Here is a 16,305-nt window from a genome sequence, read left to right as displayed (position 1 = left end):
TCTGGTCGGACACGCACGTCACGGTGCGCCGGATGGCTTAAAAGTGCCGGGCGTACATTTCTGCCGACGATGTCTCATTATATGACTTCATCTATGGATATCGCGGAAAATGTACAAATTATTTCTATTTATTGAATTTTTGTAATCCGACGATTGCCGATTGCCGGCAGACAAGTGGCTGGAAACGGTATGGGCATGGATTGATGCGCATGACTGATGATAGTGGCTTGGATGCAAACCAAAGGCCCTCCGAACTCGTCCGATGGACGTATTCGGAGGGCCTTTGGTTGTGCCGGTTAGCGCTTATTTCGCGGGGTCATCGACGTTGTTTCCAAGGCCGTCTTCTGCGCCCAATCCGTTATTGGGCTGCTGGCCTTGTTGCGTTTGCTGGTCCTGCTGGCCGAAGGGATTTTGGCTTTGGCCCGTCTCTTCGGCGTGGGCTTCGTGCTGGGACTGGTACTGCGTCTCAATGGACGAGAAAGTTTGCGAGCTTTCGCCCTGCCCATATTGGTCGGTTCCGAAGCCTTCCTGGCTTGCAGGCTGGCCGTATTGGTTGTCGGCGATGTTTTGCGGATTTGCCGGCTGCGCATATGGATAGTTCGCGGAAGCCTGTTGACTTGTCGTCTGCGGATATTGCTCGCCGAGTGGGTTCTGCTGTTGCTGCTGCATCGGCTGGGCATACTGGCCGTACTGATTGGCTGGCGGATTTCCCTGATTCATCGGCGGCATGTATTGGCCGTTGACAAGGCTCTCCGGAGGCAGGGACTCATCGAAACGAGCGCCTTCCGGGTTGGGGCCAAGCACCATCAGCACGATTTCCAAGACAAAGCCGGCCAGCATGCAAAGGAAAGCTATGAGCATCGCTATGACCATGCCGGCACCGGCAGTCTCGAAGGACGATTTGGATGGGCCGGAGATGGCCATTCCACCGATGCCTACGACCATCGATAGCACCATGATCATTCCGCCCGCGATATCCAGGCCATAAGGCAGCAGCCACCACCAGCCTGACTTGTTGGAATCATGCAGGCGTCGGATTGTGATGGAAAGGTTTGGGATGAAAAGCGCAAGTCCTACGATAATATCGATGAAACCGGCAGCTTTTCTGAACAGAAGCACGTCAAGGAAGAGGAGAACGAAGTAAAAGATCAAAAGGAACAGTTGCACCCACCAGAACTCGCTGCGGCTGGCGCGGCCAGAGAACCTGACGTAATTGAGGAAGAAGCGCTTGACGGCTTCGATTGGCGGGCACCCATAGTAAGGCCTGTTCAGCGGGACGGCTGCCGCAGGGGCGGAATTGTTGGGATTCAGATTGCCGTAAGGCTGGCTGGGCGCGCCATTCGGGAATGCAGGTGTCCCGCCTTGAAAATCCATCGATTGGTTTGCGGCATATTGAGGAGGAACGTTGTTTGAGTCTTGCTGAGCGCTGTCATACTGCGGAGCCTGCTGGGAAGCGCTGTATTGCGGGGCTGCCTGCGGTGCATCATATTGGGGCGCAGGCTGCTGGGCTTCGTACTGGGGCGTTTGTTGCGGTACCTCGTATTGCGGTGTCGCTTGCGCAGCTGTGGACTGTGATGTTTGCTCCGGTGCTTCGTACTGGGGCGTTGCCTGCGGGGCTTGGTGTTGCGATGCCGATCCGGGGAGCGGTGGAATATCCGGAATAACAAAGTTTTGCGGCGCACTCGATGACGACGTGTCAACGGGATTGGCTGGGGTTCCGGAAGCGCCTCCGGCTGTGTACGGGCTGTCCTCCGGATTGTTGTAATCCTCGTTTGGTTGAGGGTTGGTGTCGTTCATCGATTTCCTTTCGTTGAACTGCTCCTCGTTATATGCATATTGCGATAATCGTCGAATATCCACATCGTCCGGACACAGCATGAAGATACGAGCCCGCATCTTGCTTTCAGTTTAACGGATAATGTTGAAAGCCTGCAACTGTGGATAGGTTATTGTTCGAATGATTTTGTAATAGTTGCAACGCTTTGCAACGTTTATGTCCGAATTGTCAGAGTTCGCTGTCATCCAGCGATATCGCGTCATCCTCGCCTGTCGGGCCCAGCAGTACGCGCTCGACAAGCGAGACCAGGCCGAGCAGAATGCCGGTCATCGCCACGACGACGATGGCGGCTGAGAAGATCATTGCCGTCTGGAACGAGTTGAACGCGCCTTGCAGCCATACACCGAGGCCGTTGGTCGCCCCGAGGTATTCGGCGGTAACGGCCGTGCCGAAAACATAGGCGGCGCTGATGCGGATACCGGAGAAAATCTGGCGGGCGGCGACGCGCAGTTTCACGTGGAACATTGTCCAGAGTTTCGTCGCCCCGCAGGTCAGCGCCACATCCTGATAGAACTTGGGCACGGCGACGAGGCCTCTTGAAGTGTCGACCGCGACGGAGAAAAGACCGAAGACGGCCACAAGCGTGATTTTGCCGGCCGGGTTGAAGCCGAACCAGATCATGAACAGCGGCGCGATGGTGATGATGGGGATGGTCTGTGCCGCCACGAGCAGTGGGTAGAAGGCGCGATTGGCGGTTTTCGAAGCATAGAGGCCGATGCCGACGGCAATGCCGACGATGACCGCGATGATGAACCCTGCCAAGGCCTCTGCGGTGGTTACGGCCGTTGCTGCCATCAGATCGGGCCATGTGGCGATCATCGACGAGACGATGGCAGCGGGGAGGCCAGCGTGGTCTCGGAAACGAGATGTGCGCTCGCCGCCACCTGCCAGACGAGAAGCACCGCGCCGATGGTGATGGCCGGCGGCAATGCCTTGCGCCACCAGTTCCGGTGTTTGTTTCGCGTTTTCGTATCGTTGTGCATCAATTGCCTCATTGGTATAAATACAAAAATGAATTCAAATCTGAGAGATCATTTCCAATAGCTTTAGTCAGAAATCAATCTAGGCGGAGTGTCGAAAGTTTAGGGAAACCCTTGCGGTCATCTGCATTCCAATATTTTCGGCACGCTCTCATTCGCGCTCATTGGTGATTATTCCACATATTCATTGGTCGAAAGTTCGGTGGCCTGAGGGGCATGGGGCAGCTTCTTCTTATGAGAATCGGTGTAGGTGCCAGCGTTGTATTGGAAGTCGAGGTATTTCTGGCCGTCCTCGGTGTTGACGGTTGCGGTGAGCTTCTGGCCGGGCTCGCCGTTGGTGGTCTCGTCGTTCATGCCGTTGCCGCTCCAGTAGCCTTCACGCACCACTTTTTCCATCGAGGCGCGGGCCAGTTTCGGGTCGAGATGCGAGGTCTTGGTTTGGCTGACCAGAATGTCGGCGGCCTTGTCGGGATTGGCCAGTGCATAGTCGTATCCGCGTCGCGCGGCCTTGAGGAACTTCTTCAGGTTGGCGACGTTCTGCGAATTTTTAAGCCAGGAGTTCTTCACCGCAAAGCCGAGCTGGTCGGGATTGCCGGGCACACCCCACTTATCGGCAGCAAAGCAGTTCAGGGCCGGGCCGTTGAGCTGCGATTCCACTTCCTCCCAGTTGGCGTAGAAGCCGGCGAAATCGCCCTTGCCGCTGGTGAGCGTGCGGAAGGTATTGGTGCCGGCCGTCGCGGTTTTGAAATCACCGGAGCCGCCGGCGTATCGGATCATCTGACGTACCGAGGCGCTTTGTTCGGCCGAGCCGAAGGTGACAAAAGTCTTGCCTGCGAAGTCCTTGGGGGTCTTGATGTCGGTTCGGCTCTTTAGGCTGCACCAACGGGCGATTGGCTTCTGCGTGAGGTCGAAGACGAGCTTCAGGTCGGCGCCATGCGCGTCGGCATTGGCCAGATCGGTCAGTTTGGAGAAGCCGATGTCGGCCACGCCGTTCTGCACGCTGGTCTCCGCGCCGGCCTGTGCGGTCGGCAGGATCTTCACATTGACTCCCGCATCCGCAAAATAGCCGAGCTGCTGAGCGACGTAGAGACCGACATGATTGGTGTTCGGCGTCCAGTCGAGCATGAAGGTCAGGGTGGATTTGCCGTCGGCTCCGGTGGTGTTATTGCTTTCCGAACTATTGCCGCAGGCGGCAAGCGAAAGACCAAGTGCCGCCACGCCGACGACTGCCGTGGCCTTGCGCATTATTTTGCGATAATCATTGAAATTGCTTTTGGCGTCATTGCGAGAACGGCTAAATCGCCTGCTACCCCTAAAAATCCTCAGAAAATCGGTTTTGATGCTCACTGTGAATCACCTTGCCTTGTTTTGCGGGCTGAGGCGACGCATGCGGAAAGGTGAGGAGTCCGCGCGACGAATCAAGCCGGTGCTTCAAACTCAGGAAACGATCTGTACCAATCGGTTTATGCCGACCAGTTGCGGTTATGGTTGGGTTTTCAGCCATAACGCCGCAGAATCTGTGTTCCAAGCTTGTTGCGTTTGCTCAATTATCTTGGCGCAGCTGCTGCCACCAACCGCGCGAACAGCTTTAAAGTATAGGCTTCGGCCCTTACCAATATAGTCATCGACGAACGCGCTGTAGCACTCAACGGCTAATTGGAGTCGATTGTTGCTTCCGTGCTGTGGAATTCATTGACGCAAAATAAGGAATGTTGATATTCAGCGGTTTGGTGATTGGAAAGCATGCTTATCGAAGCAAAGAGTGCTTTGCGGGCCGTTTTTCACGTTCAATGCTGCACGAAGACATCGTATCGATTCGAATTTTATATGACGTATTGTGATATTTGCTACATTGTCGGTGTGAAACCGCTCGAGAAATGTTGAGGTATCGCTTTTGCGTATTGGCATTCGGTGCCGAATCGACTTTTCTTTTCATTTGTCTTCCATGGTATGCCCGGTTGCGATAATCTAGAGGTATGAGTGAAAACAACAGCAACGAACTTCGCATCGCCGTCGTCGGCGCCGGCCCTGCGGGAGTCTATTCATCCGATATCTTCCTGCGGGAGCTGAAGAAGAAGGCCGCCGACCTGGGGCTGCCCGACCATGCGCGTATCGATCTGTTCGAGAAGCTGCCGGTGCCGTTCGGCCTGGTGCGCTACGGCGTAGCTCCCGATCACCCGGCTATTAAATACATCGCCGACGCGTTGGAGAAGACGCTCGACAACCCCGATATCCACCTCTATTGTGACGTGGAATTTGGCCGCGATTTGACTCTGGACGATTTGATGCCGCGTTACGACGCGGTGCTTTTCGCCACCGGCGCAGTGGCCGATCGTCCGCTGACCATTCCCGGAGCCGATCTTGACGGTGTGCACGGTGCCGCACGGTTCGTGGAATGGTACGACGGCTATCCCACCGGTGCCCGCACCTGGCCGCTGGGTGCCGAGAAGGTGGCCGTCATCGGCGGCGGTAACGTGGCGATGGACGTCTCACGCGAGCTGATGCGCAATGCCGACGATTTGAAGGCGCGCACCGACATCCCAGACAATGTCTACGAGGGCATTGAGGGCAATAAGGCCCGCGAGCTGCACCTGTTCATCCGCCGTGGCGTGGCCCAGGCCAAGTTCAGTGTGCAGGAGCTGCGCGAGCTCGAGAAGTTGCCGGGCGTTCAGATCGTCATCAATGAGGACGATTTCGACCTTGACGACGAGACCATCGAGCAGGCGGGCAAAGACAAGCTCACTCGTCAGATGGTCGAGGAGCTTTACGCTGTCCGCGATATGGCCGAGGATATGGAAGACGGTGGCGGTGTCGATTTTGAAGGTAATCCTGCCACCAAGAAGTATTATATTCACTTTAATTCCGCGCCTACCGAGGTTTTGGGCGAGGGTGGCAAGGTCACTGGCCTGCACGTCGAGCGCACCGAGACCGGCGCGGACGGCGTGATGCGCCACACCGGTGAATTCACCGATTATCCGGTCGAGGCCGTCTACCATGCCATCGGTTACAAGCCGGCGAGCGTGCCGGGCGTGGCCTACGACGAGCAGCGTAGCGTGCTGGCCAACGAAGACGGACGCATTCTCGCCGAGCCTGCGTTCACCGCCGAAACCGGCAAGAGCACCGTTCGCCCGCGTCTCTACGCCACGGGTTGGGCCAAGCGCGGACCGGTGGGCTTGATCGGTTCCACCAAGTCCGACGCGCTGCTGATCGTCGGCAATATGCTCGAAGATCTTGCCAAGGATGAGAATGCCGACGGGAACGGCAAGGGTTGCATCGCCACCGACCGCGATCCCGAGTCCATCGACCGCCTGCTCGCCTCCCGCGGGGTCAAACCCATCGATTTCGTCGGCTGGAAGAAGGTCGACGCTTACGAGCGTGCCGAGGGTGCGAAGGAAGGTCGCGAGCATAAGAAGGTCATCGACCCCGACCAGCTACGTGCGCTCGCTTTGGGCTGAGGGTGCTGACGTATTAGCTTGACATGATGGCGTCAGGTTTCCATTTCGGAACTTGGCGCCGTTTGCGTACTCATCTCGAAGATGCGATGAAAATCAGTGTTTTGCCGGCATTTTCTTGATTTTGCACGCATGTTCAATTGAACATGCGATGATAATCAGAATTTCAGTCCCGTTTCCCTGATTTTGCTCGCAAGTTCGATGCGGGAAGATGGATAGAGGTCTGCCGCGACCAAGATACTTGCATCTCATGGCTAGTGTTCAGTCATAGTCACAGCTAGCGTTCAGCAAAATTACAGACTGATTCGTTAGGCTACTGAATATGGACGGCAAGATCAAAGTGCATGGCCATCTTAACGGCCTCAAAACCACACTCCTCTTCGGGCTGATGTGGGCCATCATCATGCTGATTTGGTGGCTTACCGGAGCCAGCCGTGACACGCTTGTCTACTATATTTTCATCGGCCTGGCCTCGACTTTCATTTCTTACTGGTTTTCCGACCGCATATCCATCGCTTCGATGGGCGCACAGCAGGTCTCGGAGCAGAAGGCGCCCGAGCTTTACCGCATCGTGCGCGAACTTTCCGCACGCGCTGGCAAGCCGATGCCGCGCATCTATATCGCTCCGACCATGAGTCCGAACGCGTTCGCCACCGGCCGCAATGAGCGCCATGCCGCCGTATGCTGCACGCAGGGCATCCTGCAGATTCTGAACGAGCGCGAGTTGCGCGGCGTGCTCGGCCATGAGCTGATGCATGTCTATAACCATGACATCCTCACCTCGGCAGTGGCCAGCGCGATGGCTACGGTGATCACCTATCTTGGATATATGCTGATGTTCTTCGGCGGCGGACGGGACAACGATGACCGCGATTCCGGGATTTTCGGCCTGCTCGGCGTGGCCTTGAGCTCGATTCTTGCACCGATCGGCGCCTCGCTGATCCAGCTGGCTATTTCCCGAACTCGCGAATACGATGCAGACGAGGATGGCAGCAAACTCACCGGTGACCCGGCGGCGCTCGCCTCAGCACTCAGCAAAATTACATCCGGCGCGGCCATCAACCCGATGCCGCAGACCGCCGGTACCCAGTCCGCAGCTGCGATGATGATCGCCAACCCCTTCTCTGATGAGGGTTTCAGCCGCCTTTTCTCCACGCATCCGCCGACCCGGGAACGCATCAATAGGCTGATGCGGATGGCACAGGAGATGCAGGGTGTCGCTACCGGCCCGAATAGAGGGTCGCATTTCGATCGATTGGGTTCCGATGAATCGGCTCAGGTCGCGTACTGAACGGTGATTTCGGCGCTTCGTTGCGAAAACGGGCTGGCATCTTTCCGCCCGAATTGACATGCTTGTAGGGATAATCCCAATAAGAGGTTATCGTTAACGAATGAAATTTATTCGTCTGGGATTATGGAATATGAATCGGTGTAGAAGCCGGGTTCCATATGGTCAACGATTTTCGCTGAGTTTCTTGTTGATTTTGTTGATATTCATCCTCTTGGATGTGATGACGATAATCCAAACCAACGCATAGATAATGACGAATGCGGCTACAACGCTCACCAGGCCGCCGGGAATCTCTTTGAAACCCCAGCCATTAGCCAGAAGCCAAGCGATGGTGAGTGCGAACGTCAGCACGCAGTGGGCGATATAGCCAACAAGTTTTCCGTTATTGAGCAAGAACGTCAGTTCGCCGATCAGCATGCTCATCATAAAGAGTGTCGCAATGCTCAGCGGATTGATGGGTATCCATCCAGGTACGACGGCACTGACCAACAGGAAGAAAAATGAGCCGGCACCGATCCCGTCTACTGCGTAGAGAACGATTTCGCCGAGAAGCGTCCTTTGGTGTTCCGTGATGCCGCCTTTCTTTCCGAGATTTCGGTTACTTTTATTGGACAATCCAGTATAATGTTTTGATTATATACCTTAGATTTGAGATATCTGACGTATATCAAATGATTGATGTAAGTGTCGTAAAATCATTGCAATATATCAATTGCACTGCACAGAATTGAGCATGGAGTGATTCCTTTTTGCTCGGATATCTTTGACATGACATCAGACGGTCATGTCGTAATTTGCAGATTTTCCCGTCTCGGTACAGGTTTCGCGGCTCTGTGCTAGACTCATTTCTTGTATGTGCGCGTCAGTGTGCATGCACCGTTGCGGATGTAGTTCATCGGTAGAATGGAAGCTTCCCAAGCTTCAGAGGCGGGTTCGACTCCCGTCATCCGCTCTTTCATATTCACGATATCTCGTTGAAGATAAAAATCATGTGGAGCCGTCATTTGCCCGAAGTTTTCAAATGACGTAAAACCGGCTATTCCCCAAATGATTATTCCGCTCCGATGAGCTATCTTCAGGACTTGCTGCTATTCGATGAACGGTTGATGGGCAATAATGCGGTTCTCAAAACAAAGGAAGAATCAATGCGAATTGCCGATAGAAAAATAAAGTGGAGGAGGCAGGAATCGAACCGTGCATCTCCGCCTTGCGGCGGGCTCTACCATTGAGTTAATCCCCCAATTCACTGGGCTATCAAAAGATAACCACAATGACTTGTAAAGTATATCACATATTTTCGATTGACAATTCCATGTCGGCGGCTTCGGCCGTTTGGGCCGGTCCAGAGGTTTTGCGTTCGTTCCGGTTCCTATTTTCTGAAGATTTTGCATGTGGGATGACCTCCGTCGAAGTCGATGGCGAGGCTCGCGGCAATAATGGAATCATGACCATGGCAACCCCGGAACGATATCGTGAAATGCTGGAATCCGCGCGGCATAACGGCTATGCCTATCCGGCGATCAACGTGACCAGCACCCAGACCCTGAACGCCGCGTTGCAGGGGTTCGCCGAGGCGCAATCCGACGGCATCATCCAGGTTTCGGTGGGCGGAGCGTCCTATTTTTCCGGGCAAAGCGTGAACGATCGTGTCACCGGCTCGCTTGCTTTTGCGGCTTTCGCGCGTGAGGTGGCCGCAAAGTACCCGGATATTTCCATCGCCTTGCACACCGATCATTGCGCCAAGCCGTATCTCGACGGTTGGGTGCGGCCATTGCTCGCCCGCGAAGCAGACGAGGTGGCGCACGGCCATGAGCCGATGTTCCAGTCCCATATGTGGGACGGTTCGACGGTACCGTTGGCCGAAAATCTTGACGTCGCCGAAGACCTGCTGGATCTGTCGGCTAAAGCGCACACGGTTTTGGAAATCGAAATCGGTGCGGTCGGCGGCGAAGAGGACGGTCATCGTGCGGATATCGACGAAAAGCTCTATTCCACACCTGCCGAAGGTATCGAGGTGGCCCGCCGGCTCGGGCTGGGGGAGCGCGGCACGTATATGGCGGCGTTCACGTTCGGCAACGTCCATGGCGCCTACAAGCCGGGCGTGGTGAAGCTGCGCCCGGAACTGCTCGGCGAGATCCAGCGTGAGGTCGCGTTGGCTGCGAAGGACGGCAGGCTGGGAGCCGATGGCGAAGCAGGGGAAGTCTCGGCTCGCTCGTCGGCGGATGCGTCCGTCGACTCGACGTCTCGCAGGTGGGCCTATACCGATGCCGATTTGCATGACAATAAGCCGTTCATGCTCGTCTTCCATGGCGGCTCCGGCTCATCGAAGGGCGACATCACGGCTGCGGTCCATTACGGTGTGGTGAAGATGAACATCGACACCGACACGCAGTACGCCTTCACCCGCGCGGTCGCCGGTCACATATTCGAGCACTATGATTCCGTGCTCAAGGTCGACGGCGAGGTGGGCGAGAAACGTTACTACGACCCGCGTTCGTGGGGTCGCACGGCCGAGGGCGCGATGGCCAAGCGCGTGGTCGAGGCTTGCGTTGAGCTTGGTTCGGCAGGCAGGGCGCTCAAATAAAAGTTCTTAAATAAACCGCTTAAATAACCTCTCAGGTAAGCCGATTAGCGGGAATATGGCAAACGCATAACATGGCGCAACGCTAAGGGAAATAAAACAGCGCACGTTCGAAGGCAAAAATTCGGCACACCGGCGTTTGGGCAAGGTGCTCCCGTCGATGTTCACAAATTCCTGTCAGCCAGTGCAGAGGGATTGACCCTGCCCGTACTGGCACGCACGATATAAGACGATTCCAGCATAATGGGCTTTCGCTCGTTCAGCGGTTTGGTATGGCGGATCAGGCCGATCGTCTCGGTCACGGCTTTGACTCCCAAGGCCTTTCGAGGCAGACGGACTGTCGAAAGCGCGGGGGAGACCAGCGAGCTGAATTGCACGTCGTCGATGCCGACCACCGAAACTTGGCCGGGAACGTCGATGTTGCGCGAATGCAGGGCCGCGATGAATCCGATGGCCATGATGTCGTTATAGGCGATGACGGTGTCGGTCGGGTTGTTCAAAAACACTTCTCCCGTGCGGAATCCGCCGCTGAAAGTCGGCGCGTTCGAAGGGATGCGGCGCAGTTTCAGATGGTGGCGTGAGCAGATCGACGAAAGCGTGCGCCAACGTACTCCGTCCTGCCATGAGGATTCCGGACCGCTCAGGTACGTGAAATTGCGGTGGCCCAGGGTTGCGAGGTGCTCGACGGCTTGCCCCAGTCCGGTCTGCACGTCGCCGATCACCGATTGGATGCCGCGGATGGAGCGGTTCAGCGTCACCAGCGGTTTGGTCTGGGCGAGTTTGCGTATGCCGGCGTCGGAGAGGCGGGACGAGGCGAGGATCAGCCCGTCGATATGTTGGATGGCGGTATGGATGGAAGTGCGCTCGATGACCGCGTTTTCCTCGGAATCCAGCACCAAAAGCCCAAAGCCGTTGGAAAGGCATTCGTGTTGGGCCGCTCGCGTGTATTCTGCGAAAACCGGGTTGCTGAGATCGGCCACCACGATGCCCAGCATTCCGTTGAGATGATCATCGTTGGTATGTGCGTTGATCGTATGCGAACGATAACCGAGCCGATCGGCGACCTCGTAGATTTTTTCGGCGGTTGCGGCGCTGACACGGCCGGGCCTTGCAAACGCTCGGGAAACGGTAGATGGCACAACACCGGCAGCCTGGGCCACGTCTCTGATGGTGACGGGTTTCTTGGCATCCTCTAGGGCGGCAGGGGGCTCTTGCGGATTGTCTCGAAAATCTTTCGATAGGCTTTGAAGATTCTCGGCTTGGCCGTCATCCGTTATTTCGTCATTGTGCACTCTTTTGCCGTCCTTTGCTCTTTAGTATAAGCATACGTTGGCAAGTAATGGCAACAGCATACGGCCAAATGCTGCTGCGCGTAAACTGAGGCACGATTTAGGACTTTCGGGCAATCACCAGGGATTGTCTGTTGCGCTTCTGCTAGGAGGATTTTATGGCTGACAAATCAGGAACGCCTTTATCTCCAGACAGGCTATTTCCTGCCGAGGAAAAAACATTGCAAGCCGCACGCGAACTGTATGCCTCGGTCAAGGATCTTCCCATTATTTCCCCTCACGGGCACATCCCCGTTGAATGGTTTGCGCAGGACAAGCATTTTGCCAACCCCACCGATTTGTTCATCACGCCCGATCACTATGTCACCCGTGTGCTGCATGCCCAGGGCGTCGCGCTGAGTGCGCTGGGGGTCAACCAGCCTCATTTCACCGAGCAGCAGGCCCGTGACGCTTTCCTGCTGTTTGGCCAGCACTGGTTTGCTTTTGCCGGCACCCCTATGCGCTATTGGTTCGAGGATTCGTTGGCGAGGGTGTTCGGCATCGATAAGAAGTTCGGCAGCGAGACCGCCGGGGCGATTTACGACGAGCTTGACGAAATGCTCAAGGCCCCGGAATTCAGCACGCGCTCGCTCGCCAATCGTTTCAATATGGACTTTGTTTCCACCACCGATGACCCGGTGAGAGATTTGGGGCTTCATGATAAGGTCAACGCCGACCCCGATTTCAAGCCGTTTGTCTCGCCTGCGTTCCGTCCGGACAAGTACCTTGAGCCGTCGCGTTGCGATTGGCCGCAATTGGTTCGCGACCTCGGCTCGGCCGCCGACGTGGATGCTTCCAGTTACGAAGGTTTCACGCAAGCCATGCGTCGCCGGCGCCGGTACTTCAAAGAGCACGGCGCGGTATTGAGTGACCATTCCCATATCAGCATCAATTCCGAAAGACTCACGGATGCCGAGGCGGGCCGTCTGTTCCGGGAAGCGTACGCCGGACGAATCGATTCACATGATGCCGATCGTCTGCGCTCGCATCTATTCAACGATCAGGCCATGCTCGCCCAAGAGGACGGCTTGGTGATGACCGTGCATCCCTCCATCGCCCGCAACTACGATGCCAAGGCTTTCGCCAGTTACGGCGCGGACGTCGGCGGTGACATCCCGGCGCGGGCCGAGTTCGTCGAAGCGTTGCGCCCGCTGTTGAACGAGTACGGCAACAATGCCGATTTCCATTTCGTCGCCTTCACCGATGACGAGACTGTCTATTCCCGTGAATTGGCGCCGCTTGCAGGCTTCTACCCGTCGTTCTATATCGGGGCGCCGTGGTGGTTCATCGACGCGCCGGATTCGATTTCGCGCTATTTCCACGCCGTCGTTCCGTATGCCGGATTTACGAAGCTTTCCGGGTTCATCGACGACACCCGCGCGATCTGCTCGATTCCTTCTCGCCACGACATGAACCGCAGGGTCACCGCAAGTTTTGTTTCCTCCCTGGTCTGCGACCGCCGCATCTCCATGGACGAAGGACTTGCGATCATGCACGATCAAGTATCCACCCAGCCAAAGCGAGTGTTCAAGATCGGGAGCTGAGCAGTAAGTCGAGCAACACCAAACAGCGTAATGCGTGACTGCGCATCAAGAAAAGGGGCAGCAATGAAAGCAGATAGCGTTTCCATTCCTCAAATCAGCCGTGAACAGGACGGTCGTCCGACCGCGCCGGAAAAGATCATCCATCTGGGAATCGGCAATTTCACTCGTGCTCACCAAGCCTGGTACACCGAGCACGCACCCGATGCCGCGAAATGGGGCATCGCCGGTTTCACCGGTCGCGGGCCGCGGATGTCCGACTTGCTTGAGGCGCAGGAGTGCGTATACACCTTGATTACTTCCGGAAGGCAAGGCGACCAATTCGAGGTCATCTCCTCGATTTCCTCCATGCACAGCGGCTCGGACACGGCGGCGTTGCGCGCCCGGTTCACCGATCCGGATATTGCCATCGTCACTTCCACGGTCACCGAGGCGGGGTATAAACGTACCCACACTGGCGATCTGGATATCGCGGATCCCGATGTCGCGGCGGATCTGCGGGCGTTGAAAGCCGACCCGCTGGCAGACGGGCTCAAAACCGTGCCGGTGCGCATGGTCGCAGGCTTCCTGGCTCGCAGGTGTGCGGCGGCCGGCCCGATCACGGTGTTGCCTTGCGATAACCTGGCCGGCAATGGTGCCGCGTTCCGCAAAGTCGTCGAGCAGGCCATCGCGGAGGTCGATCCGTCATTGCTTGACTGGACGCGTTTGAACGTCTCATGGGCGACCTCGATGGTCGACCGCATCACTCCTGCCACCACGCCGGGTGATATCGAGCAGGTTGAACGTGTGAAGGGCTGGCATGATGCGTCACCGGTACGTACCGAGCCGTTCCGCGAATGGGTGATTGCCGGGGACTTCCCGGCCGGACGCCCTGCCTGGGACGAGGCGGGCGCCGTCATCACCGGCGACGTCACGCCGTACGAGGAACGCAAGTTGTGGATGCTTAACGGATCCCACTCGACCTTGGCCTATTGCGGCTCGCTCTTTGGCTATGAGACCGTTGCCGATGCCGTCGCCGATCCGACCTTGCGCCGGTGGGTCAATGAATGGTGGGATTTGGCCGGACGTTACATCAGCGTTCCCACCGACGAATACCGCAAGCAGCTGCTTGAACGTTTCGAAAACCCGAATATTCGCCATTTGCTGATGCAGATCGCCTCCGATGGAAGCGAAAAGCTGCCGGTTCGCATCGTTCCCGCCGCACGAAAAGCGCTGAAAGACGGGGCGCCCATCGTTCCCGCCGCCCGCGCCATTGCGGCGTGGATATTGTTCCTCACGCGTTTCAGCGACCGGTTGGCCGATGTCAATAAAAGCAAGGTCGTTTCGCTCGCCAAACCCTGTCTCGCCTCAGAGAGAAGCATCGACGGCGAAGCGGTCAGGCATGTCATCGCTTATCTTGATCAAGGACTTGCGTCTTCGTCGTTGTTTGTCGACGAGGTCGTCCGTCAGATCGACGAAGTGGGCAAGGCTGCCGAGGCTCGTCGCGCATCATGATTGGCATTGTCGCGCTTTGTATCAGGGTTGGCGGCGTGATTGTCATGAAAGACGTGAATGAAAATTGAATAAAACGGATGCCGTCAAACAGTAAGCATCTGTGAATAAAAATCTGTACAACAGAAAGGAATCGATATGGCTATTGAAAAGGCCGAGGTATTCGTGACGAGCCCGGGACGTAATTTCGTCGTCCTCAAACTCACCACGACCGACGGAATTGTAGGTCTCGGCGATGCGACGCTCAACGGGCGCGAACTCGTTGCCGCGGAGTACCTGAAGACCATCGCTCCTGCCCTGATTGGCAAGAACGAGGACAACATCGAGGACATGTGGCAGTACCTTTACAAGGGTGCCTATTGGAAGCGCGGACCGGTGACCATGGCCGCCATCTCCGCCGTCGACGTGGCACTGTGGGACATCAAGGGCAAGAAGCTCGGCGTCCCGGTCTACGACCTGTTGGGCGGTGCTTCGCGCAAGGGCATCCTCACCTATGCGCACGCCTCCGGCACCGACCTGCCGAGCCTCTACGACTCCATCGACATGTACCGCGATATGGGCTTCAAGGCCACGCGTATTCAGTACGCGCTGCCCGGCATCCCCTCGACCTACGGCGTCGCGGCTTCGGCCAACGCCCAGGCCGGTGAAGGCGAGAAGGGCGTGCGTTACGACTACGAGCCCGCCCGCCGCACCAGCGTTCCGGTCGAAGAGGTGTGGGATGCCCGCACGTACCTCAACACCATTCCCGGCGTTTTCGAGGCCGTGCGCAACAAGTACGGCAAGGACCTGATCCTGCTGCACGATTCGCACCACCGTCTGCGCCCGATCGAGGCCGCCCGCTTCGGCAAGCTCCTCGAGCCCTACGACCTCTTCTGGATGGAAGACACCACGCCGGCCGAGGAGAACCAGCAGTTCCTGCGCATCGTGCGTGAGCACACCACCACCCCGATCGCCATCGGCGAGATCATCAACTCCTGGACCGATTACATCACCCTGATCGAGGAACAGTTGATCGACTACGTGCGTTCGGCCGTCACCCACACCGGCGGACTGACTCACATGAAGAAGCTCATGGCCTTCGCCGAGCTCTTCGGCGTCAAATCCGGTTTCCATGGCCCGACCGACGTCTCACCGGTGGGCATGGCCGCGAACCTGCACCTGGATCTGGCGATCCCGAACTTCGGCATCCAGGAGTACATGAAGCACAGCGACGAGACTCTCGAGGTCTTCCACACCTCCTACACCTTCAAGGATGGCTATCTGCACCCGGGCAACAAGCCGGGCCTGGGCGTCGACTTCGACGAGAAGCTCGCTGCCAAGTACCCCTACCAGCCGGCTCCGCTGCCGGTTGACAGGCTGCTTGACGGCACCATGCACGAGTGGTGATTTTTCTTAGTGACTGACGTGTCGGGGTGGGATATGTGTTGTTCTGGACACTCGAGTCCGTTCGGGCAAGGTTACGCCAGAACAACACATATCCCATCCCCGACACTCTGACTAATGGTGCTTTTTGTAAGCGAATAAAAAGTAAAAGATTCGGGGCCGTTCGGGCAAGGTTGCGCCGTAGCAACGCATTGGTACCGATCCGGCACTCTAATAATCTTTCCTTGTCGGCCGGGTGCGGGAGAGGCTGATAGAGCATCCGTTTGGACGGGAACAGCATTTTCTTCTCTTGGCGATGGCATGAGGCCTGATAATAGGCTTCCCGCCATTGCTTTTGGCGTTTTTTAGCTTCGGTAATTGTATATTTGTCGTATTGATATAAATAGTACGTTAGGTTATTCAATGTCGAAATATGATTTCA

Annotated in this window: 10 protein-coding genes, 1 tRNA gene and 1 pseudogene; 7 read left to right on the top strand and 5 right to left on the bottom strand. The window is 56.6% G+C overall.

Translation table 11 applies throughout. The features are described 5' to 3' along the window. Positions 1–303: 303 nt before the first annotated feature. The 3 genes and pseudogenes from OZX74_RS08235 to OZX74_RS08225 all read right to left on the bottom strand — a co-directional run bounded on the left by OZX74_RS08235 (position 304) and on the right by OZX74_RS08225 (position 4,062). The gene (locus tag OZX74_RS08235) at positions 304–1,797 is read right to left on the bottom strand and encodes a DUF805 domain-containing protein (protein ID WP_277156432.1); all 1,494 of its coding nucleotides are present in this window, start codon (positions 1,795–1,797) and stop codon (positions 304–306) included. A gap of 208 nt (positions 1,798–2,005) precedes the next feature. Beyond that, a pseudogene (locus OZX74_RS08230) lies at positions 2,006–2,820 on the bottom strand (ABC transporter permease). 168 nt (positions 2,821–2,988) lie between these two features. Continuing rightward, entirely contained in the window at positions 2,989–4,062 is a 1,074-nt protein-coding gene (locus OZX74_RS08225) for an ABC transporter substrate-binding protein (RefSeq protein ID WP_348519567.1), read from the bottom strand. 731 nt (positions 4,063–4,793) lie between these two features. On the opposite strand from OZX74_RS08225, the gene OZX74_RS08220 reads away from it, so the two are divergent. Both OZX74_RS08220 and htpX read left to right on the top strand, forming a co-directional pair. Then, positions 4,794–6,272, top strand: a complete 1,479-nt coding sequence (locus OZX74_RS08220; protein WP_277156430.1) for an FAD-dependent oxidoreductase — start codon at positions 4,794–4,796, stop codon at positions 6,270–6,272. Between the two features lie 319 nt (positions 6,273–6,591). Beyond that, positions 6,592–7,560, top strand: a complete 969-nt coding sequence (gene htpX / locus OZX74_RS08215; protein WP_277156429.1) for a zinc metalloprotease HtpX — start codon at positions 6,592–6,594, stop codon at positions 7,558–7,560. 162 nt (positions 7,561–7,722) lie between these two features. Here the strand turns inward: htpX and OZX74_RS08210 are convergent, their stop codons facing one another. After that, positions 7,723–8,175, bottom strand: coding sequence for a DUF3021 family protein (locus OZX74_RS08210; RefSeq protein WP_277156428.1), 453 nt, complete (start codon positions 8,173–8,175; stop codon positions 7,723–7,725). Positions 8,176–8,441: 266 nt separating this feature from the next. Here OZX74_RS08210 and OZX74_RS08205 point away from each other — a divergent pair. Next, a tRNA-Gly gene (locus tag OZX74_RS08205) sits at positions 8,442–8,512 on the top strand. A 492-nt stretch (positions 8,513–9,004) separates the two neighbouring features. Next, a complete protein-coding gene (fbaA, locus tag OZX74_RS08200; protein ID WP_277156427.1) occupies positions 9,005–10,144 on the top strand; it encodes a class II fructose-bisphosphate aldolase in 1,140 nt (379 codons plus the stop codon). Between the two features lie 161 nt (positions 10,145–10,305). Here fbaA and OZX74_RS08195 read toward each other — a convergent pair whose 3' ends face one another. Then, entirely contained in the window at positions 10,306–11,433 is a 1,128-nt protein-coding gene (locus tag OZX74_RS08195) for a LacI family DNA-binding transcriptional regulator (protein ID WP_277156426.1), read from the bottom strand. A gap of 155 nt (positions 11,434–11,588) precedes the next feature. On the opposite strand from OZX74_RS08195, the gene uxaC reads away from it, so the two are divergent. The 3 genes from uxaC to manD all read left to right on the top strand — a co-directional run bounded on the left by uxaC (position 11,589) and on the right by manD (position 15,887). After that, the gene (uxaC, locus tag OZX74_RS08190; RefSeq protein ID WP_277156425.1) at positions 11,589–13,013 is read left to right on the top strand and encodes a glucuronate isomerase; all 1,425 of its coding nucleotides are present in this window, start codon (positions 11,589–11,591) and stop codon (positions 13,011–13,013) included. A 63-nt stretch (positions 13,014–13,076) separates the two neighbouring features. Beyond that, positions 13,077–14,504: a mannitol dehydrogenase family protein gene (locus tag OZX74_RS08185; protein ID WP_277156424.1), complete on the top strand. Its 1,428-nt coding sequence runs from the start codon at positions 13,077–13,079 to the stop codon at positions 14,502–14,504. Positions 14,505–14,639: 135 nt separating this feature from the next. Beyond that, positions 14,640–15,887 carry a D-mannonate dehydratase ManD gene (manD, locus tag OZX74_RS08180; RefSeq protein WP_277156423.1) on the top strand — a complete coding sequence of 416 codons (1,248 nt, stop codon included), beginning with the start codon at positions 14,640–14,642 and terminating at the stop codon, positions 15,885–15,887. The last annotated feature ends 418 nt before the right edge of the window (positions 15,888–16,305 follow it).

Source organism: Bifidobacterium sp. ESL0798 (genome assembly GCF_029395415.1).
Lineage (GTDB): Bacteria > Actinomycetota > Actinomycetes > Actinomycetales > Bifidobacteriaceae > Bifidobacterium.
The sequence above is the reverse complement of the archived record's forward strand: the minus strand, read 5'-3'. Positions and strand labels throughout refer to the sequence as shown.